Source organism: Pseudoflavonifractor phocaeensis (assembly GCF_038439875.1).
In the GTDB taxonomy this organism is placed as follows: Bacteria; Bacillota; Clostridia; order Oscillospirales; family Oscillospiraceae; genus Vermiculatibacterium.
Genome location: NZ_JBCDMT010000003.1, coordinates 132,676 through 152,416 on the forward strand (window position 1 = coordinate 132,676; position 19,741 = coordinate 152,416).

A 19,741-nucleotide genomic window follows, 5' to 3' on the forward strand; every position below is an offset into this window, starting at 1 on the left:
ACCCTTTTTCCTCCCGGTCATACAATGGGATTGGAAGGCCCAGTCTTTCCCCATTTTCATTCGGGAGGTAACCAACATGCCTGAAAAGGTCATGCCCGGCCCTGTTCAGGATGCCGCGTGCATCCGAGAGGCCGTCTGTGTACACACCAAGAAGATCATCGACTCATGCCGTGATAAGGACTGCGTCGAAGACCTTCGCGTCTATCCCACCCAGAGTTCCCAGTGCGCCATTGACCGCGCCATCTGCGTCAAGGCGGGCAAGGCGGAGCTCATCTATGTATCCACCGATGTGGAGCCCATCAGCTTCAACCGGGGCTTCTACACGGTAGATGTGCGCTACTTCTACCGCATCACCGCCGACGCCTTCGTGGGCGCCGCCCGGCCCGTGGAGGTCTGCGGCCTGGCTGTCTTTGACAAGCGGGTCATCCTCTTCGGCAGCGAAGGCAGCTCCAAGACCTTCTCCTCCGAGACCGTCCTGGACGGCCTGGATATCCAGAACCTGCCCAAGGTCAACCAGCCCACTGCGGTTGTGGAGGCTGTGGATCCTCTGGTCCTGGGCCTCAAGCTGGTGGATCCCTGCGAGTGCCGTCCCTGCGACTGCGAGCTCACCGACGTCCCGCCCTGCATCTGCGCCTGCTTCGGCAGCGACCTGTGCTTCGGCGGCGAGGGCAAGCGGCTCTATGTCTCTCTGGGCCAGTTCTCCCTCATCCGTCTGGAGCGGGACACCCAGCTGCTCATTCCGGTCTACGACTACTGTATGCCCGAGAAGGAGTGCACCTGCGACAGCGGCCACTGTGAGGATGACCCCTGCGAGATCTTCCGCCACGTCAAGTTCCCCGTCGACGAGTTCTTCCCGCCCGATGTCCCCGGACAGGGCGGCTGCGGCTGCTGCGGGTAACACGCAAAAAAGGGAGCGCCCAAAGGCGCTCCCTTTTTCCATTTTACAGCAGTTCCATGACCCGTTCCAGCACGGCCAGCCCCAGATCGGTGAGGGCCATGCTGCCCTTTTCCAGAGCCGCGGTGTCGAATAGGAAGCCGGGCCGCCCCGCCCCTTCAGCCACCGCCTGCCGAAACTGGGCAAAGATGGGGGAGGCCTCGTACTCGGCGTAATCATAATTGGAGAGGGGGATATCATAATCCAGGGTGATGAGCCCCATCCCGGCCAGCTGCTCCAATAGAGTTCCCGTGGCTTTGGCGGCCTCCAGATCCTCGCCGCCGGTCAGATGGACCGCGGCCAGACCCACCGATTCCAGCTCATCCTCCTGGGAGGAGAGGTACAAAAAGCGGGCCAGGGGCAGAAACGGGGTCTGGTCAAAACGGGCCAGAAAAACGGCCTGGGGCCGGGTCAGGGTAATCTCGGCGGGGGAACAGCCCCCGCACCCTCCGCAGCCGTGGTCATGACAGTCGTGATCGTGGCAGCAGTGCTCGTATTCCATAATGGTGGGTTCCTTTCTTCGATTCAAATGGGTCGTTCCAGCTGTTTCAGCGCCCGGTCCACATAGGCCCCCAGCAGGAAATCCTGCCGCTGGGCATCCTGTCCGCCGGCCTTTTTGCCGGTATAGGCGTAATAGAGGATGCGGAAAAGATCCCCCGCGCTTAGGGGGACGGGCTTTTCCTTGGCCTCCACGCCGGCCAGGGCGGGTTCTGCCTTAGCCTTGGCATAGCGGTCTTTGATCTCTTCGTTTTCCGCCTTGCGTAAGGCACTGTCCAGAGAGACGGCCACCCGCTCCAGATAGTGGCCCATGGCGATCTCCGCCTCCTGGGCCAGGTCGTTTTTTCCGGCGCTTTCCGCCTCGTCCAGCAGTTGGCCGATTTCCCGCTGATATGCGGGCAGACCCTTGGCGTAAGCCTCATCCATCAGGCGGTTAATCTCTATTTTCTCCTCCTTGTGGCTTTGGAAGAATTGAAACATGGCGGTGCCTCCATTCTTTGGATTGAATGGGTCTATCTAACCACATTTCAGCCAAAATTGCAAGGCGTAGGTTATTTTTCCCGAGGAGGGCAAAAAATTTCAAAAAAGGGCTTGCCTTTTCCTGCAAAACATGATAATATAATCAAGCCCTTTGAGGGTGACAACTGCATATCCGGGTGTGGCGAAGTTTGGTATCGCGCTTGAATGGGGTTCAAGAGGCCGCTGGTTCGAATCCAGTCACTCGGACCAAAAAAGTCCTAGAGCTGTAATAGCTCTAGGACTTTTAATTTATTCAATACACACTTTATACATCTTTCCCAGTTCTAGAGGCAACGGTATTTTCTCCCTATTTGGCGGCCACACCAAGTCCTTAGTCTTCTAATGCTCCTCACGCCCTAGATGTCAAAGTCAATGCCAGAGGACTACAATCCCTTTCTTCGGAGAACCATGTCGGAAGTGTAGAGGGCTACGCCACAAATCGCTCTCATAGGTGAAGCCCGGCACCCTTTGGAAATGGGGTTACATCAGGGGGGCAAAGACCCGGAGGATGGAGCGGAAAAGACGGCGCAGCCAGCTCTGGCTGTGTACCTCCTCCAGGGTGATCTCCTGGCTGATGGTCTGGGTGGCCAGGAAATCCCGCTTCACATCCAGCACGGTGGGATCCCCGCACAGCCACACCCCGTCCTCGAAGTGGAGGAACATGCTCCGGTAGTCCAGGTTGATGGAGCCCACCGTGGCATAGAGGTCGTCCACGGCGAAGCTCTTGGCGTGGAGGAAACCCGGCGTGTACTCGAAGATCCGCACCCCCGCCTCCAGGAGGGGACCGTAGTGGGCCCGGGTCAGCTCAAAGACCGTCTTTTTGTCCGGGATGTGGGGGGTCAGGATCCGCACGTCCACCCCGCTCTTGGCGGCGTTGCACAAAGCCGTGTTGACGCTGTCGCTGATGATGAGATAGGGGGTCATGATATAGACGTAATCCTTGGCTTTGGTGATGAGGTTCAGGTATACCGTCTCCCCCACCGGCTCCCCGTCCAGCGGGCTGTCGGCGTAGGGCTGGACCCAGCGGCCCCGGCCCTTTTCCGCCTCGGGCGGCAGGGCTGTGGGACGGTAAGCGGCGTAGTCCTCCGTGACAGAGTTGATATACTCCCACATGGTGAGGAACATGACGGTCATGGACCAGGCCCCCTCCCCCTTCAGGAGGATGGCGCTGTCCTTCCAGTGGCCGTAGTGGACCACCTGGTTGATATACTCGTCGGCCAGGTTGATGCCGCCGGTAAAGGCGGTGTGGCCATCCACGATGCAGAATTTCCGGTGGTCCCGGTTGTTGAGCCGCACCGACAGCACCGGCACGAACCGGTTGAAGGCCCGGCAGGGGATTCCCTTGGCCTCCAGCTCTTTGTCAAAGTTTTTGGGGAGGGTGAAGAGGCTGCCCACATCATCGTAGATGACCCGCACGTCCACCCCCTGGCGGACCTTCTCCTCCAGGATTTCCAGCACACTGTCCCAGAACTTTCCCGGGGCGATGATGAAATACTCCAGAAAGATATACTTTTCCGCCTTGCGCAGCTCCTCCAGCATGGGCTGGAAGGCGTCGTCCCCCAAAGGGTAATATTTGGTGTAGGTGTTGGTGTAGAGGGGGCAGTGGGCGTACGCCTCCAGATAGCGGGACTGGTTCACCGCGTCCCGTCCGAAGGGGGCCAGGGCCTCCGCCTTCCGGTCCTGGTCCAGCACCTCCATCAGGCGGTGGTCCATGCCCTCCATCTTCCGCTGGACCCTGGGGGAGAGCCGGTTGCCGCCGCACAGCAGATATACCAGCCCCCCGAACACGGGCACCAGCAGGATGGGGACGAGCCAGGCGATCTTGTAGCCCGGATCCCCCTTGCTGTTGATGACATGGAGCACCGCCAGGACGGAGATCACAACGCAGAACAGATAAAACTGGACAAAGTAGTCGGAAAAACGCATGACCATGGCCGCCAGAAGCCCTACCTGCACCACCAGAAGAACGGCCACCAGCACCGTGCGGTGGAAGATGACCGAGGCCATTTTTTTCAGCGACATGAGGCCGCCTCCTTTCTGCTTGGCTTAGCTTATGACAGCTCCCGTACCATAGAGTATTCCTTCAGCATGGTCCCGTCCTTCCGCCGGACGGCGTTGGGCTTTTCCCCCACCACGTGAAATCCCATCTTCTCATAGAGCCCCCTGGCCCGTCCATTCCCCTCGAACACGTCCAGCTCCAGCTGGAGGACCTGGCGCTCCCGGGCCAGCTCTATCATGAGGTTGAACATGGCGGTGCCGATCCCCAGGCCCCAGCACTTTTCTAGGACGGCGACGGCCACCGAGGCCCGGTGCCTTATCTTCATCTGCCGCTGGAACGAGATCTGGCAGTTCCCCACGATCTCCCCATCCAGCACACAGGAGATCATCACCGTGTCCGGGTCGGCCAGGATCCCCTCCAGGAAGGCCGCCTCCTGCTCCACACTCTGGGTGAATTCCTCAGGGTAACACAGGAGGAATTCCGTCTCCCCATAGCAGCGCTTCAAAAACGCCAGCATCTCCGCCCCGTCCTCCGGGGCGGGGCTTCGCAACACAGCCTGACGGCCCCCCTTCAGCGGGACCGTCCGCGCGGGAATTTCCATACCTGCTCCTCCTCACTTCACCACGACGTTCTCCGCGCCGAAAATCTCCTTGAGCTCGCCCACCAGGGCCGGATGAAGCTGCCCCGCAGCCCCCAGGCGCTTCTGGGTGTCGGCGCAGTAAAAGATGATCTGCTGACTGCCGGGGAACATATTGAGGACCAGCTTGGTCTTGCGCATCCTCGGGTCCCCCGCACCGGGGATCTTGACATAGACCTTGCTGCCCACGCTGGCCGGGGCCTGGGCGGCCGCCGGAGGCGGAGCCGTCCCGTCGGCCTCCCCCAGGGGACGGGCCCGGTCACACATGAGCTGGGGGGCCTTCTCGTCCCGGACGGAAAGGCGGCCCTCCACCAGCAGGGCCGAGCCCTCCTTCAGGTAGGGCCCGCACTCAGCCAGGGCCCGGGCAAAGACCAGCAGCTCCATGGCGCCGGTGTCGTCCTCCAGGCCCACGTAGGCCATAAGGGTGTTGTTTTTTGTGGTCTTGGTCTTGGAGGAGCTGACGATGCCCGCCAGCAGCACCCGCTGGCCGTCCTGATAGGTCTGGGGGCCCTGGGGCTGGTCAAAGTCGGCCAGGATGGAGCCGATGGGGGCGGCCTTGTGCTTCTTCACCTGCTCCCGGTACTCGTCCATGGGGTGGCCGGTGAGGTAGAGGCCGGTGGTGTCCTTCTCCATTTTCATCAATTCATGACGGGAAAATTCAGGAATCTGCGGCAGGGGCACGTCAGGGGCCTGGCCGGGGCCCTCCTCCCCGCCGCCGAAGAGGTCGTACTGCCCCTCCAGGGTGTTCTTTTTGCTTTTGGCGATGGCGTCCATCACCTGCTCGCTCACGGCCAGGAGCTGCGCACGTCTGGCCCCCAGGCTGTCGAAGGCGCCGCATTTGATGAGGCTCTCCACCACCCGCTTGTTGCAGTCGTTGCCGAACATCCGGGAACAGAAATCCGGGAAGGAGGCGAAGGGGCCGTTTTTCTCCCGCTCGGCCAACATCTGGAGGGCGAAGCCCCGGCCCACCCCCTTGATGGCGGCGATGCCGAACCGGAGGCCCTCCGCCGTAGCGGTGAAGTCTGCCCCGGACTGGTTCACGTCGGGGGGCAGCAGGGCAATGCCGCAGTTCTTGCACTCGCCGATGTACTCGGCCACTTTCTCGCTGAAATCCAGCACCGAGGTGAGGAGGGCCGCCATGTACTCCTTGGTGTGGTGGCACTTGAACCAGGCGGTCTGGTAGGCCACCACGGCGTAGGCCACGGCGTGGGCCTTGTTGAAGGCGTACTCGGCGAAGGCCTCAATCTCGTCGTAGATGGCCTCGGCGGTCTTGACGTCCACCCCGTTGGCCTCGCAGCCCGCGATGCCCCGCTCCGGGTCCCCGTGGACGAAGGAGGCCCGCTCCTTCTCGATTTGGGCCCGCTTCTTCTTGGAGATGGCCCGGCGCACCATGTCAGCCTGTCCCAGAGTATACCCCGCCAGCTTGCGGAAAATCTCGATGACCTGCTCCTGGTAGACGATGCAGCCGTAGGTCACCGCCAGGATGGGCTCCAGGGAGGGGTGCTTGTAGCGGATGAGCTTGGAATCCTGTTTGCAGGCGATGAACCGGGGGATGGACTCCATGGGGCCGGGGCGGTAGAGGGCGATGATGGCGGTGATGTCCTCGATGTCCTTGGGCTTGAGGCCCACGCAGACGCCGGTCATGCCCGCCGACTCCATCTGGAACACGCCGGAGGTGCGCCCCTCGGAGAGCATCCGGAAGACCTCGGGGTCGCCGTCGGGGATGGACTCCAGGGTGAAGGCGGGGTCGGTCTTCCGCGCCAGCTTCACCGCGTCGTCCAGCACCGTCAGGTTCCGAAGGCCCAGGAAGTCCATCTTGAGAAGGCCCAGCTCCTCCAGTACCGTCATCTGGAACTGGGTGACCACCGACTCGTCGTTTTTCGCCAGGGGCACGTAGTCGGCCACCGGCAGGCGGGTGATGACCACGCCGGCGGCGTGGGTGGAGGCGTGGCGGGGCATCCCCTCGATGGCCCGGGCGGTGTCGATGAGGAGCTTCACGTCCTCGTCCTCGCTGTACAGCTCCTTGAGGGGCTTGGAGATTTTCAGGGCGTCGTCCAGGGTGATGTGGAGGGTGGTGGGCACCTGCTTGGCGATCTGGTCCACCCGGTCGTAGGGCATGTTCAGCACCCGGCCCACGTCCCGGATGCCCCCCCGGGCGGCCATGGTGCCGAAGGTGACGATCTGGGCCACGTGGTCGGCGCCGTACTTGTCCTGGACGTACTCGATGACCTCGCCACGGCGGCGGATGCAGAAGTCCACGTCGATATCGGGCATGGTGACCCGCTCCGGGTTCAAAAACCGTTCGAACACCAGGCCGTATTTCATGGGGTCGATCTCGGTGATGGCCATGCAGTAGGCCACCATGGACCCGGCGGCGGAGCCCCGGCCCGGCCCCACGGGGATATCGTGGCTTTTGGCGTAGCCGATGAAGTCGGAGACGATGAGGAAGTAGTCCACGAAGCCCATCTGCCGGATGACGCCCATCTCGTACTCCAGCCGCTCCACGTACTCCCGGGGGCTGTCCGGGTAGCGGCGGGCAAAGCCCTGGCGGCAGAGCTTCTCAAAATAGGCGTCCGGGTCACTCTCCCCCTCCGGCAGGTGGAACTCCGGCAGGTGGTGGACGCCGAACTCGAAGTCCACCTGGCACATGTCGGCAATTTTCTGGGTGTTCTCCAGCGCCTCGGGGTACTGGGGGAAGAGGGCGGCCATCTCCGCCTCGCTCTTGACGTAGAACTCCTCGGTCTCGAAGCGCATCCGGCTGGGGTCGTCCTCCACTTTGCCGGTCTGGATGCACATCAAAATGTCCTGGGTCCGGGCGTCCTTCTTTTCCAGGTAGTGGGCGTCGTTGGTACACACCAGGGGGATGCCGGTCTCCTCGTGGATGCGGGCCAGGCCCGCGATGACGGCGGGGTCGTCCTGGAGGCCGTGGTCCTGGAGCTCCAGGTAGTAATTCCCCCGGCCGAAGAGGGCGTCCATCTCCACCGCGTGGGCCTTGGCCCCCTCGTAGTCCCCGTTTCGGATGCGGCGGGGCAGCTCCCCGGCGAGGCAGGCGGAGAGGCAGACTAACCCCTCGTGGCGCTCCCGCAGGAGGTCCAGGTCGATGCGGGGCTTGATATAGAAGCCCTCGGTGTAGGACTGGCTCACCATGTGGGAGAGGTTGCGGTAGCCCACCTCGTTCTTGCACAGCAGGATGAGGTGGCGGGCCGAGCTGTCCAGCTCGTGGACCCGGTCGAACCGGGTGCGGGGGGCCACGTAGACCTCACAGCCGATGATGGGCTTGACCCCCTCCGCCTTGCAGGCCCGGTAGAAATCGATGACGCCGTACATGTTGCCGTGGTCGGTGATGGCGACGGCGGTCTGGCCCAGTTCCTTGACCCGCTTGGCCAGCTTAGGGATACGGCAGGCCCCGTCCAGAAGGCTGTATTCAGTATGGATATGTAGGTGGGCAAAAGCCATGGTGGGACCTCCTTTTTTCTTTCGTGCGGAGATGGCGGGCGGGTGTTTGTGTACTCACTGATTGCACGTCGGGACGTGCGGCCTTCTGGGGGATGTTTCTTTTCCCGAGGAAAAGAAACATCCCCCAGACCCCCAAAGAAAAGTCTCTGGTGCTGACCTGGTCGCAGTTTCCCTTTTTAGTAGAAGGTCTACTGCTTGTTGATAGGGGTATAAGCACGGGTGCGTCTGTCAACTTGTGGTTTTTCTGGCGCCGCTGCCGCTGGCGTGTGCTTGGCTTTGCCAAGGGCTCCCCCTCCGGGGGAGCTGTCAGCGGAGCTGACTGAGAGGGGGCTGCCGCTGACGTGTGCTTGATTGGGGGTGGGTTCGGGCGGATAATATCCGCCCCTACGGGTACGTGGTACCAATCATGTTGTACCACACATAACTCGGGCTTTCCTTGTAGGGGCGGCTATCAGCCGCCCGCCGCCGCCTCGTGGGCGGGCCTTACTGCTCCGCCAGCTCGGAGAGCTTTTTCAGCCGGTGGCTGAGGGAGGACTTGGTAATCGGCGGCTCGCACAGCGCCGCCAGCTCGGTGAGGGTCAGGTCCGGATTCTCCATCCGGAGCCGGGCCGCCTCCGCCAGCTTGGGGGGGAGCTCGTCCAGCGGCATCCGCGCCTCCAGCCGGCGAATGGCCTCCAGCTGCGCCTGGGCGGCGTCCACCGCCTTGTCCAGGTTGGCCGCGTCGCAGTTCACCCTGCGGTTCACGCCCCCCCGCAGGTCCTTCTCCGCCTTGGCGTTCATCAGCTCCATAGCCCCCAGAGGGGCCCCGATGGCGGTGAGAAAGTCGGCAATGTCCTCACTGCGCTTGAAATAGGCCATATGATTGGCCCCCCGGGCGGCGGATTTGGGGTCGAAGCCCGCCTCTCGGAGAAGGGTCAACAGTTCCCGGTTCACGGAGTAGTGGGAGGTGGCCAGCTCCAGGTGGTAGCCCTTGGCCGGGTCGGTGACCGAGCCCCCCGCCAGAAAGACGCCCCGGAAGAAGGCGGAGCGGCAGTGTTCCTCCTCCAGCACCCCGAAATTGATGTGGTGGGCCACCGAGGAACCGGGATCATAGCCAAAGGCGGCGGAAAGAACGGCCAGCTTGTCCGCCGCTGTGATGGAAAAGACCCGCTTGCCGCTCCCCGGGTCCGGCAGGCGGTCAAAGGCGATATGAAACCCCTTTTTCAAAAGCAGGGGGAGCCGGGCCGCGAAGTCCGCCGACTCGGTGACGATCCGGGCCTCCCCCTGGTCGAAACGGTTGGCGTAGAGCAAAACGCCGTAGCACTCCGCCTGGGCGCAGCACTTGCGGGTGATGGGCAGGCGGCAGAGTTCCCTTTTGGTCTCGCTGGAAAAGGACATGTCCGCCCCCTCCTGTCAGAATATCTTGGTGTGGGCCCGGTCCTCGTAGAGGTCCATCACCGCCTGGGCCAAACGCTCGTAGGAGTGGCGGGCGAAGGGGGATTCCTCCGAGGTGAGAGGCCGCTCCACCACGTCCACCCCCAGCGCGTTCACCCGGTCCACGTCGATCTCCATGGGCACGGCACCCTCCTCCCGGTAACGCTCCAGAAGGCCGGGGCGGACGGGGGCGGAGTTGGCCAGGCACACGTCCAGCAGGCAGGGCCCGCCGTGGTCCAGCAGGGCAGAGACGTGGTCGGAGAGGGTCATGCCCTCGGTCTCCCCGTCCTGGGTCATGATGTTGGCGATATACACCTTGGGGGCGCCGGAGGCGCAGATGGCCCCGGCCACCCCCTCCACCAGCAGGTTTGGAATGACGCTGGTGTAGAGGCTCCCCGGCCCCAGCAGGATGAGGTCGGCCCCGGCGATGGCCTCCAGGGTGGCGGGCAGGGCGGGGGGGCGCCCGGGCAGAAGCTCCACCCGGCGGATGCGGCAGTCCTGGGCCTTCTTGAAGGCGGCGATCTTGGACTCCCCCACCACCGTGGCCCCGTTCTCAAAGGTGGCCTGGAGGGCCACGTTGGCGTTGGTCACGGGCAGGATGCGGCCGGTGATGGCCAAGACCTGGCTCATCTTGGCCACCGCCTCGTCAAAGGAGCCGGAGATGCCGTTGAGGGCCGCCAGGATCAGGTTGCCGAAGGACTGGCCCGCCAGGCTCCCCTCGGTAAAGCGGTAGGACAGCAGCTCCTCCATGAGGGGCTCGGTGTTGGCCAGAGCCTCCATGCAGTTGCGGATATCCCCCGGCGGGGGCATCCCCAGGTCATGGCGGAGCATCCCCGATCCGCCCCCGTCGTCGGCCACGGTGACGATGGCGGTCAGGTTCCGGGTGTGGAGCTTCAGCCCCCGCAGGAGGGTGGACAGCCCGTGCCCCCCGCCGATGGCCACCACCCGGGGGCCCTGCTCCCAGCGGCGGTCGTTCTTCCCCATCTCCATCACTGGGCCCTCGTCATGTCCCGGTGGTTGTCGGAGGCGTTATACCCTTTCTGCCGGATGAAATCCGCCAGGGCCCGGGTCACGGCCACCGAGCGGTGCTGGCCGCCGGTACAGCCCACAGCGATGACCAGGGCGGCCTTTCCCTCCTCCACGTACTGGGGCAGGAGAAAGCCCATCAGGTTTTCCAGGTGGGCCATAAAGTCCGTGGTCTGCTGATTGCCGAATACGAAGTCAAAGACCGGCTTGTCCAGCCCCGTCAAATGCCGCAGCTCCGCGATATAGTAAGGGTTGGGCAGAAAGCGCACGTCAAAGACCAGGTCGGCCTCGATGGGGATGCCGTACTTGAAGCCAAAGGAGATGACGCTGACGCTCATGGCCTGCTGGGGCCCGCCGGAGCCGAAGAGCCGCAGGATCTCCCCCCGCAGCTTGGCGGTGGAGAGGGCGGTGGTGTCCACGATGTACTCGGCCCGCTTGCGCACCGGCTCCAGGATGGTGCGCTCCCGGTGGACCGCCTCGTCCAGGGAGCGGCCGTTCTGGGCCAGGGGGTGGCGGCGGCGAGTCTCCTTGTAGCGCTTGATGATAGTCTCGGAGCCAGCCTCCACGAACAGGATCTTATAGGCGCAGCCCATCTCGGTCAGATCGGAGAGGGCGGAAAACAGCCCGTCGAAGGTCTGTCCGCCCCGGATGTCGCTGACAATGGCCACCCGGTCGTATTTGGCCTGGCCCGCCATGCACAGCTCGGCGAATCTGGGGATGAGGGGGGCGGGCATATTGTCCACCACAAAGTAGCCGATGTCCTCCATAAAGGAGGCCACCTGGCTCTTTCCCGCCCCGGAGAGGCCGGAGATCAAAATGAATTCCATAAAATCCCCCCTCCTATTCCAAAACGCCCAGCGTCTTGACTTCCAGTTCCAGCGTGACCCCTGTCCGCTCCTTCACCCGCCGCCGGACCTCCCCGATGAGGGTGAGGATATCGGCGCAGGAGGCGCCCCCGGTGTTCACTACGAACCCCGCGTGTTTTTCCGAGACCTGGGCCCCCCCCACACGGAACCCCTTCAGGCCGCACTCCTCGATGAGGGCGGCGGCGAAGTGCCCCTCGGGCCGCTTGAAGGTACTGCCCGCCGAGGGAAGATCCAAGGGCTGCTTGGCCTTGCGGCGGCCGGCGAAATCCTCCATCCGGGCACTGATCTCCTCCCGGTCCCCCTCCGTCAGAGCGAATACCGCCTGGCAAATCAGGCTTCCGCCCCCGGAAAAACGGCTGTGGCGGTAGCGCAAATCGCAGTTGGTCCCGGAATAGACCCGCTTGGTGCCATCCCGCTCCAGGCACACCACCCGCAGGAGCACCTGGGCGATCTCACCCCCATAGGCACCGGCGTTCATGGTCACGGCGCCCCCCACGCTGCCGGGGATGCCCTGGGCAAATTCCAGGCCGGTGAGACCGTGCTCCAGGGCGGCCTTGGACAGCCGGGACAGCAGAGCGGCGGCCCCCGCCTCCAGGCGGGCGTTGGCCCCCGGCTTCTCGGGGGGAATATAGCGAATCTCCTCCAGCTCCCCCGCCAGCTTGATCACCAGGCCGTCATACCCGGTGTCGGCCACCAGCAGGTTGGAGCCGTTGCCCAGGAAAAAGGGCTCAATCCCCGCGTCAAAGGCTGCCTTGAGGACCACCGACGCCTTCCCCAGGGTTTTGGGCAGGGCCATCAGGGCGGCCGGCCCCCCCACCCGGAATGAGGTATGCCGGGCCATGGGCTCCCCCCGCCGCGTCTCCAGGCCGGGGCAGGCCTCACGCAGCGCTTGTTCCAACGCATCCCATTTATCCACGGTATCCCTCCTCTGGGTCAGTGTATGCCAAAGCGGCCTTGAACTTACAGACTTTTTTTATATTCCTCCGCCCCGTCCAGCAGCTCTCCGGCGCTGTCCAGGGAGGCCTGGGTCACCTGGTCCCCCGAGGTGAGGCGGGCCAGCTCGGCCTGCCGCCGCCCCCGGTCCAGGGCCTCCACCGCCGTGTAGGTGCGGCCGGCCTTCTCCCCCTTCTCCACCGAGAAGTGGACGTCGGCCATGGCGGCGATCTGGGGCAGGTGGGTGACGCACAGCACCTGCTTGTGCCGGGCCACCTGGGCCAGCTTCTGGGCCACCTTCTGGGCGGCCCGGCCGGAGACGCCGGTGTCCACCTCGTCAAAGACCAGGGTGGCCACGTCGTCGTTCTCCGCCAGCACGTTTTTCAGCGCCAGCATGATGCGGGCCAGCTCGCCCCCCGAGGCGATCTTCTGGATGGGCTTCAGGTCCTCCCCCACGTTGGCCGACATGAGGAAGCGCACCGTGTCCATCCCCTCCCCATTCAGGCCGGTCTCCCCCTCCACCGGGGCGAAGGCCACCTGAAAACGGACCCTGGGCATATCCAGCTGGGCCAGCTCCGACTGGATGCGGGTCTGAAGGGCCTCCCCCGCCGCCTTCCGGGCCTGGGAGAGTGTCTCGGCCCGCTTCCGGGCCTCCTCCAGGGCCTTAGCCCGCTCCCCCTCCAGGCGCAGGAGGGTATCGTCGGCAAACTGGATCTCGTCCAGCTCCTTGCGGCACCGCTCCAGATAGTCCAGCATATCCTCTACGGTGGCCCCGTACTTCTTTTTCAGCCGGTAGAGGAGGTCCAGCCGCCCCTCCAGCTCGTCCAGCTCCCCAAACTCAAAGTCAAAGCTGCCCCGGATGTCCCGGGCGGTCTCGGCGGCGTCCTGGGCCAGACAGCGGCACTCCGAGAGCTGGGTACGCAGGGCATCCAGCTCACCGCTCACCCCCGCCATTCGCTCCAAGGCCTGCTCCGCCTCCATGAGGAGGGCGGCCGCCCCGGCGCTGTCCTCGTCCCCGGAGAGGGCGAAGTGGGCCGCCTCGGCGGCCTCGGCCAGATCCGCGGCGTTGCGGAGGAGGTCCCGACGGGCCTGGAGCTCCTCCTCCTCCCCCGCCGTAAGCTCCGCCCGCTCCAGCTCGCCGATCTGGTACTGGAGGGTATCCACCTTCCGGGCCTTCTCCGACTCGTCCATTTGCAGGGCCCTCATCCGCTCGTCCAGCTCGGCCAGCCGGCCGTAGGCCGCCCGGTAGTCGGCCAGGGGAACCGCCGTGTCCCCAAAGCGGTCCAGGTATTCCAGGTGGCAGCTCTCGTCCAGCAGTTGTTGGCCGTCGTGCTGGCCGTGGACATTCAAAAGCTGCCGGCCCAGGGCCTTGAGCTGGGCCACCGTCACAGGGCGGCCGTTGACCCGGCACAGGTTCTTGCCGTCGGGCAGGATCTCCCGCTGGAGGAGAAGCTCCCCGTTCTCGTCGGGGCCGGTCCCGTTCTCGGCAAACCAGGGCAGGGCCTTTACCTGGGTAAAGGCCCCCGTCACCAGGGCCGACTTGGCCCCCGTGCGGATCAGGTCCCGGCTGGCCCGCTCCCCGGTGACCGCCCCCATGGCGTCCACCACGATGGACTTGCCCGCGCCGGTCTCACCGGTGAGGGCGTTGAAGCCCCCGCCGAAAACGATGTCCGCCGACTCGATGACGGCGATATTCTCGATGTGAAGGACGGAGAGCATCATATCACTCCTTACGCACAGATGGCGGGGCCCATCCGGGCCTCAGCCCAGCATCTCCCGCATCTCCTCGCAGAACTCCTCCGCCGCCTCCCCGTTGCGCATGATGAGGATGACGGTGTCGTCCCCCGACAGGGACCCCACCAGCTCCGGGATATCCATGCCGTCGATGGCCGCCCCCGCCGCGGGGGCCAGGCCGGGCATGGTCTTCAAAACCACGATGTTCTGGGCCACATCGAAGGAGGTGACCCCCTCTTTGAAGATGGTCCGCAGCCGTCCGGCGAAATTGAGGGCGGTCTTGCGCTGGGAGACGGTGTATTTGTAAATGCCCCCGGCGGTGAGCTCCTTTACCAGGTGGAGCTGCTTGATGTCCCGGGAAATGGTGGCCTGGGTGGTGGCCACCCCCCGCTCCTTGAGGGCCTCCAAAAGCTGTTCCTGGGTCTCGATGTCCCTCTGGGCCACGATATCCAGGATCTCCTGCTGCCGTTTGCTCTTCATGGGTCACATCCTCCCCAGTTTTTGGTTCACCACCGTGTAAAAGCTGCGGTTGGTAAGCTTGGCCAGCTTGGCCTTGGTTTTGGACCGGCGCAGCTCCACCTGGTCGCTCCCCCCCAGGCGGAAGGCCTTGCCCCCGTCCACCGACAGGTAGGCCGTCTTGCGGGAGAGCTTGCCCATCTTCACCGCGATGGCCCGGCGGCCGTCCAGCACGAAGGAGCGGGCGTGGAGGGCGTGGGGGCAGATGGGGCTGACGATGATGTTCTCCGCCGTGGGCTCCACGATGGGCCCACCCGCGGACATGGAGTAGGCGGTGGAGCCGGTGGCGGTGGCCACCACCACCCCGTCGCCGGAAAACCGGCCCACCAGGGCCCCGTCCGACTTCACGTCCAGGTCGATGATCCGGGCCACGGCCCCCTTGGTGATGACGGCGTCGTTGAGGGCGGTATCCCGGAAGATGGTCCGCCCCTCCCGCCGGACGGTCACGTCCAGCATCATCCGCTCCTCCAGGGTGTACTTCCCCTCGGTGAGCCGGGAGAGGAGGTTCAGCTCGGACACCTCCAGCTCGGCCATAAAGCCCACGCTGCCCAGATTCACCCCCAGCACGGGTATGTGGTGGCTCTCCGCGTCCTTGGCCGCGTGGAGGATGGTGCCGTCCCCGCCGAAGCACACCAGCAGGTCTGCCCCCTCCATGGCCTCCTCGGCGGAGAGGAACTTCAAATGGGCGGGCAACTCCACGCCGCTCCCCTTTTCCAGGGCAAAGGGAAGGCTCATGCAGGTCTCGGCCCCCGCCTCCCGGAGGACCCGCTCGGCGGTCTGGACGGCCTTCAGGCCCTTGTCCCGGTACGGATTGGGGCTTAAAACGATCTTCATTTACGTTCCCTCCTCCAGCGTGGCGTGGGACGCGTCCACCAGGGCGGCCAGGTCCCCTTCCCATGGCTCCCTCGCCTGGGCGGAGATCCACCCCAGGTACTCGATGTTCCCCTCCGGGCCCCGGATGGGGGAATAAGTCAGCCCCCGGACGGAGAAATCCGCGGCGGCGGCGTGGTCCAAAAAGTGCTCCAGCACCTCCCGGTGGACCTCACGGTCCCGGACGACCCCCTTCTTCCCCACCTTGTCCTTTCCCGCCTCAAACTGGGGCTTGATGAGGCATACCGCCTGTCCGGCGGGCTTCATCAGCCCCCGGAGGGGGGGCAGGATCAGGTTCAGGGAGATGAAGGACACGTCCACGCTGGCAAAGTCCAGCTCGTCGGGGACCTGCTCGTGGGTGAGGTAGCGGGCGTTGGTCCGCTCCATGCAGACCACCCGTGGGTCGCTCCTCAGCTTCCAGGCGAACTGACCGTACCCCACGTCCACGGCGTATACCTTGGCCGCCCCGTTTTGGAGCATGCAGTCGGTGAAGCCGCCGGTGGAGGCGCCGATGTCGGCACAGAGGGCGCCGTCCAGGGTGATGGGCCAGGTCTCCATGGCCTTCTCCAGCTTGAGGCCCCCCCGGCTGACGTACTTCAGCCCGCCGCCCCGCACCTCGATGGAGGCGTCCTCCCCCGTGGGGGCGCCGGCCTTGTCCACCTTCTGGCCGTTCACATAGACCTGGCCGCTCATGATGACAGCCTGGGCCTTCTGCCGGCTCTCCGCCAGTCCCCGCTCAAAAAGCAGGATGTCCAGCCGCTTTTTCCCCATGTCCGCAGACCTCCCACGCCTTCCCGGCGATGCTCGCTCCATCCAGGCCGTAGAGCCTGCGGAGCTGCTGTACGCTGCCCTGGGGCGGGAACCCGCTCCCCAAGTTCTGTAAGGCAATATTCCTTGTCTCAATTCCGGCCTGCGCTAGGGCGGCCGCCAGGCGGATCCCCACGCAGTTGGCGGCGGCGCTCTCCTCCGCTACCAAAAGGGTCCCGGTCTTTTTCACCGAATCCAGGACCGGGGCAGCGTTCAGTGGTGTAATGCTGTTCAGCTTTACAATTTCAGCCGATACGCCCTTCTCCTCCAAAAGCTCCGCCGCCTCCAAAAGGGCGTTGATCTGGGTGCCGTAGCCCACCAGAGTCAGGTCCCGGCCCTCCCGCAGGACAGCGGCCGGCGCGTGGCCGAAGGACATCCGGCAGGTCCCTTCCCCGCCGCGGGGATAGCGGACCGCCACGGGGCCCCTGCACCCTTTGACGGCGTATTCCAGCATGTCGGCCAGCTCGGCGTAGCTGGCCGGACAGAGGACCTGAATGCCGGGGATGGTGTCCAGGAAACCCACGTCGAAAATGCCGTGGTGGGTCTCCCCGTCCTCCCCCACCAGCCCTGCCCGGTCCACGCAGAATACCACGTGAAGACCCTGGATGGCCACGTCGTGGAGGAGCATGTCATAGGCCCTCTGCAGGAAGGAGGAGTAGACGGCAAAGACGGGGACAAGCCCCTGCTTCGCCATCCCGGCGCACATAGTGACGGCGTGGCCCTCGGCGATGCCCACGTCGAAGAACCGCTCCGGGAACCGCTGGGCGAAGCCGTCCAGCCCGGTGCCCGGCTGCATGGCGGCGGTGACGGCACAGATCCTCCGGTCCTTTTCCGCCAGGGCGCATAGGGTCTCCCCGAACACCTGGGAGAAATTCCTCCCGGGCGCGGCCAGGGACAGGCCGGTGGCAGGGTCGAACTTCCCCACCCCGTGGAACCGGCCGGGGTCGGCCTCTGCGGGGGCGTACCCCTTCCCCTTCACCGTCCGCACGTGGAGGAGCACCGGCCCCTCCAGATCCTTGGCGTAGCGGAGCAGGCGGGTCAATCCCCGCACATCGTGGCCGTCCACGGGCCCCAGGTAGGTAAAGCCCATGTCCTCGAAGAGGGAGCAGGGCAGCAGGGTCTCCTTGATTGCGGTCTTGATCTTATGGGTCACCTTATAGATGTGGCGGCCCAGGGAAAAGCCGTTCATCACCCGGCGGTAGCCCTTTTTGAAGCTGAGGTATTGGGGCTTGAGCCGCTGGTGGGCCAAATGCTCCGCCACCCCACCCACGCTCTGGGTGATGGACATGCCGTTGTCGTTCAAAATGACGATCATGGGCTCGCCGCTGTCCCCGGCGTCGGAGAGGCCCTCGTAGGCCAGGCCCCCGGTGAGAGCGCCGTCCCCCAGCAGGGCCACCACGTGGTAGTCCTTTCGGAGGATGGACCGGGCCCGGGCCATCCCCACCGCCACCGACACCGAGGTGGAGGCATGGCCCACGGAGAAGGCGTCGCACACGCTCTCCCCCGGTTTGGGGAACCCGGACAGCCCGCCGAAGGAGCGCAGGGTGTCCATGGCCCCGTCCCGGCCGGTGAGCATCTTATGGCAGTAGCACTGGTGGCCCACGTCAAAGACGATGCGGTCCCGCTCCGGGGCAAAGACCCGGTGGAGGGCCACGGTGAGCTCCACCGCCCCCAGATTGGCCGAGAGGTGCCCCCCCGTCCGGGAGACCACCTCCACCAGCCGGTCCCGCAGGTCGGCGCAGAGAGCCTCGGCCTCCGGATCGGTGATGAGATGGAGATTGTTCGGTACGTTCAGCAAAGGCCCTCGCTCCTTTCTCGAGAAATTCGCGCCTCCCACCCGTGTGGGGATAAACGCAGGAAAAATCGATCCACGGGGGGTATCCCGCTGTCCCCCTCTGGGGAACCATCAGCAGAGCCCCCGGAAGGACATTCTACCGGGTAAAAAACCAGCCGCCGCCCCAGCCCACGGCGATGCCCAGCAGGGCCCCCATAAAGACCTGGAGCGGGGTGTGGCCCAGCAGCTCCTTGAGCTCTTTGCCGAACATGGCCGGCTTCATCTGGGTCCAGTGCTCCATGATGTAGTTCAATATCTTGGCCTGCTCCCCCGCCGCCCGGCGGACGTTGGAGGCGTCGTACATGACCACGATGGCCATGGACGCGGCGATGGCAAAGAGAGGCGACGACCAGCCGTAAAGGTAGGCCACTGACGCCGCGCAGGCGCAGACGAAGGCGGAGTGGGAGCTGGGCATCCCCCCGCTGGAGACGATATGCCGCCAGTCCAGCCGCTTTTCCGTGACAAGCACCACCACGAATTTGATGACCTGGGCGACGGCCCAGGCCAGGATGGCCAGATTCAATATCAGGTTTCCGGTGAGAAAATCCACTACATTCATGGGGGCCTCTCCTCAGTTCGTTCTGTCTACCAGCTCGTGGGCCAGCGCCGTCAGGAATTCCGGGTGCTCAAACCGGGACAGGGCCTCCTCCGCCTCGGCGGTGAGCTTCTCCACCATCTGGGCGCACCCGGTCAGCCCCTTGAGGGTGACGAAGGTGGTCTTTTCCCCCCGGGCGTCCGAGCCGGTGGGCTTGCCCAAGTCCGCCTCGTCCCCGGTCACGTCCAGCATGTCGTCCCGGATCTGGAAGGCCAGCCCCAGCTTCCCGGCGTAGCGCCGGACCGCCTGGCGGTCCTCCTCGTCCCCCCCGGCCACAATGCAGCCCATCTCCGCGGCGGCCGAGATAAGGGCCCCGGTCTTGAACCGCTGGAGCTCCTCCACATCCGACTGGGTCAGGGAGCGGCCCTCCCCCGCCATATCCAGGGCTTGGCCGCCCACCATGCCGCCGGCCCCGGCGGCGTGGGCCAGGCAGTCCAGTGCCTCCACCACCCGCTCCGGGGCCAGGTCTCCCCGGCCCTCCAGGGCGATCTCGAAGGCGGCGGTCAGCAGGCCGTCTCCGGCCAGTACCGCAGTGGCCTCCCCGTACACCTTGTGGTTGGTGGGCCGCCCGCGGCGCAGGTCGTCGTCATCCATGCAGGGCAGGTCGTCATGGATGAGGGAATAGGTGTGGATCATCTCCACGGCGCAGGCGAAGGGCAGGGCGGCGGCGGGGTCCCCGCCGCACATGCGGCAGGTCTCCAGCGTCAGGATGGGCCGCACCCGCTTGCCCCCGGCCAGAAGGCTGTAATTCATGGCGTCATAGATATCGGCCCGGGGCGTCCGCCCCCGGAAGGCCCCCTTCAGGGCCTCTTCGATCAGCGCCTTGTCGGCGGCGAGCCGCGCTTCAAAATTCACGGCTCCATCCCCTCCATGGGGGCCTCCACCGCGCCGCCGTCGGCGCCGGGCAGCAGTTTGGCCACCTTCTGCTCCGCCTTGTCCAGGGCGGAGGAACACTGCTTCATGAGGGCGGTGCCCTCCTCAAAAAGGGCCAGGGCCTCCTCCAGGGGGGCATCCCCCTTCTCCAGCTGGGCCACGATGACCTCCAGCCGGGCCATGGCCTCCTCAAAGGTCAGTTTTTTCTGCGCCATGCCGCGTCTCTCCTTT

Annotated in this window: 18 protein-coding genes and 1 tRNA gene; 2 read left to right on the forward strand and 17 right to left on the reverse strand. The window is 64.8% G+C overall.

Annotated elements, in window-relative coordinates; all coding sequences use genetic code 11:
• The first annotated feature begins 76 nt into the window (after positions 1-76).
• Complete coding sequence (locus tag AAEU42_RS05320; RefSeq protein WP_342232500.1) at positions 77-898, forward strand: hypothetical protein; 822 nt, start codon at positions 77-79, stop codon at positions 896-898.
• A gap of 43 nt (positions 899-941) precedes the next feature.
• Here AAEU42_RS05320 and AAEU42_RS05325 read toward each other — a convergent pair whose 3' ends face one another.
• A complete protein-coding gene (locus tag AAEU42_RS05325) occupies positions 942-1,436 on the reverse strand; it encodes a hypothetical protein (protein ID WP_342232501.1) in 495 nt (164 codons plus the stop codon).
• A gap of 23 nt (positions 1,437-1,459) precedes the next feature.
• Complete coding sequence (locus AAEU42_RS05330) at positions 1,460-1,912, reverse strand: hypothetical protein (protein ID WP_342232502.1); 453 nt, start codon at positions 1,910-1,912, stop codon at positions 1,460-1,462.
• Between the two features lie 172 nt (positions 1,913-2,084).
• Between AAEU42_RS05330 and AAEU42_RS05335 the strand changes: the two genes are divergently transcribed.
• Positions 2,085-2,161, forward strand: a tRNA-Pro gene (locus AAEU42_RS05335).
• A 270-nt stretch (positions 2,162-2,431) separates the two neighbouring features.
• Here AAEU42_RS05335 and cls read toward each other — a convergent pair.
• From cls to xseB, 15 genes are all read right to left on the reverse strand, one after another.
• On the reverse strand, positions 2,432-3,973 hold the full coding sequence (gene cls, locus AAEU42_RS05340) for a cardiolipin synthase (protein WP_342232503.1): 1,542 nt from the start codon (positions 3,971-3,973) through the stop codon (positions 2,432-2,434).
• 29 nt (positions 3,974-4,002) lie between these two features.
• A complete protein-coding gene (locus tag AAEU42_RS05345) occupies positions 4,003-4,551 on the reverse strand; it encodes a GNAT family N-acetyltransferase (RefSeq protein WP_342232504.1) in 549 nt (182 codons plus the stop codon).
• Between the two features lie 12 nt (positions 4,552-4,563).
• Positions 4,564-8,043, reverse strand: a complete 3,480-nt coding sequence (locus AAEU42_RS05350; protein ID WP_342232505.1) for a DNA polymerase III subunit alpha — start codon at positions 8,041-8,043, stop codon at positions 4,564-4,566.
• Positions 8,044-8,526: 483 nt separating this feature from the next.
• A complete protein-coding gene (gene whiA / locus AAEU42_RS05355) occupies positions 8,527-9,420 on the reverse strand; it encodes a DNA-binding protein WhiA (protein ID WP_342232506.1) in 894 nt (297 codons plus the stop codon).
• A 15-nt stretch (positions 9,421-9,435) separates the two neighbouring features.
• Positions 9,436-10,446 carry a gluconeogenesis factor YvcK family protein gene (locus AAEU42_RS05360; protein ID WP_342232507.1) on the reverse strand — a complete coding sequence of 337 codons (1,011 nt, stop codon included), beginning with the start codon at positions 10,444-10,446 and terminating at the stop codon, positions 9,436-9,438.
• Entirely contained in the window at positions 10,446-11,309 is an 864-nt protein-coding gene (gene rapZ, locus AAEU42_RS05365; RefSeq protein ID WP_342232508.1) for an RNase adapter RapZ, read from the reverse strand. Before rapZ ends, AAEU42_RS05360 begins: the two co-directional genes overlap by 1 nt.
• A 13-nt stretch (positions 11,310-11,322) precedes the next feature.
• Positions 11,323-12,264, reverse strand: coding sequence for a UDP-N-acetylmuramate dehydrogenase (gene murB, locus AAEU42_RS05370; RefSeq protein WP_342232509.1), 942 nt, complete (start codon positions 12,262-12,264; stop codon positions 11,323-11,325).
• Positions 12,265-12,308: 44 nt separating this feature from the next.
• The gene (gene recN, locus AAEU42_RS05375) at positions 12,309-14,000 is read right to left on the reverse strand and encodes a DNA repair protein RecN (protein WP_342232510.1); all 1,692 of its coding nucleotides are present in this window, start codon (positions 13,998-14,000) and stop codon (positions 12,309-12,311) included.
• 42 nt (positions 14,001-14,042) lie between these two features.
• A complete protein-coding gene (locus AAEU42_RS05380; protein WP_342232511.1) occupies positions 14,043-14,495 on the reverse strand; it encodes an arginine repressor in 453 nt (150 codons plus the stop codon).
• A gap of 3 nt (positions 14,496-14,498) precedes the next feature.
• Positions 14,499-15,365, reverse strand: a complete 867-nt coding sequence (locus AAEU42_RS05385; protein WP_342232512.1) for an NAD(+)/NADH kinase — start codon at positions 15,363-15,365, stop codon at positions 14,499-14,501.
• Positions 15,366-16,172, reverse strand: a complete 807-nt coding sequence (locus tag AAEU42_RS05390; protein WP_342232513.1) for a TlyA family RNA methyltransferase — start codon at positions 16,170-16,172, stop codon at positions 15,366-15,368.
• Positions 16,138-18,006, reverse strand: coding sequence for a 1-deoxy-D-xylulose-5-phosphate synthase (gene dxs, locus AAEU42_RS05395; RefSeq protein WP_342232514.1), 1,869 nt, complete (start codon positions 18,004-18,006; stop codon positions 16,138-16,140). Before dxs ends, AAEU42_RS05390 begins: the two co-directional genes overlap by 35 nt.
• Positions 18,007-18,139: 133 nt before the next feature.
• A complete protein-coding gene (locus tag AAEU42_RS05400; RefSeq protein ID WP_342232515.1) occupies positions 18,140-18,601 on the reverse strand; it encodes a divergent PAP2 family protein in 462 nt (153 codons plus the stop codon).
• Between the two features lie 12 nt (positions 18,602-18,613).
• Positions 18,614-19,492: a polyprenyl synthetase family protein gene (locus AAEU42_RS05405; RefSeq protein ID WP_342232516.1), complete on the reverse strand. Its 879-nt coding sequence runs from the start codon at positions 19,490-19,492 to the stop codon at positions 18,614-18,616.
• Complete coding sequence (xseB, locus tag AAEU42_RS05410) at positions 19,489-19,725, reverse strand: exodeoxyribonuclease VII small subunit (RefSeq protein ID WP_342232517.1); 237 nt, start codon at positions 19,723-19,725, stop codon at positions 19,489-19,491. Before xseB ends, AAEU42_RS05405 begins: the two co-directional genes overlap by 4 nt.
• Between the last annotated feature and the right edge of the window lie 16 nt (positions 19,726-19,741).